Source organism: Ensifer sp. ENS07 (genome assembly GCF_014852185.1).
In the GTDB taxonomy this organism is placed as follows: Bacteria; Pseudomonadota; Alphaproteobacteria; order Rhizobiales; family Rhizobiaceae; genus Ensifer; species Ensifer adhaerens.
On record NZ_JACVBE010000100.1, the window covers coordinates 1 to 251 of the forward strand.

Sequence of the window (251 nt, forward strand, 5' to 3'; positions counted from 1 at the left end):
CAAGCGGCCCTTTTGTTTTGCTAGACCGAAGTCATCAGTGCGTCCCTTACACGAGACAAATCGCTTCGCAATTTGCTCGGCACAGACCATAAATCCCTTCGGGATTTACGTTACCGCGATAAATCCCATCGGGATTTACGCTTGGCGCGGGGTGGAGCAGCCCGGTAGCTCGTCAGGCTCATAACCTGAAGGCCGCAGGTTCAAATCCTGCCCCCGCAACCAAATCAAAAAAAGCCCGCATGGAGAAATCC

General features: G+C 53.4%; 1 tRNA gene. It reads left to right on the forward strand.

Annotated elements, in window-relative coordinates:
* The first annotated feature begins 145 nt into the window (after positions 1-145).
* Positions 146-222 (forward strand) — tRNA-Met (locus tag IB277_RS37830).
* The last annotated feature ends 29 nt before the right edge of the window (positions 223-251 follow it).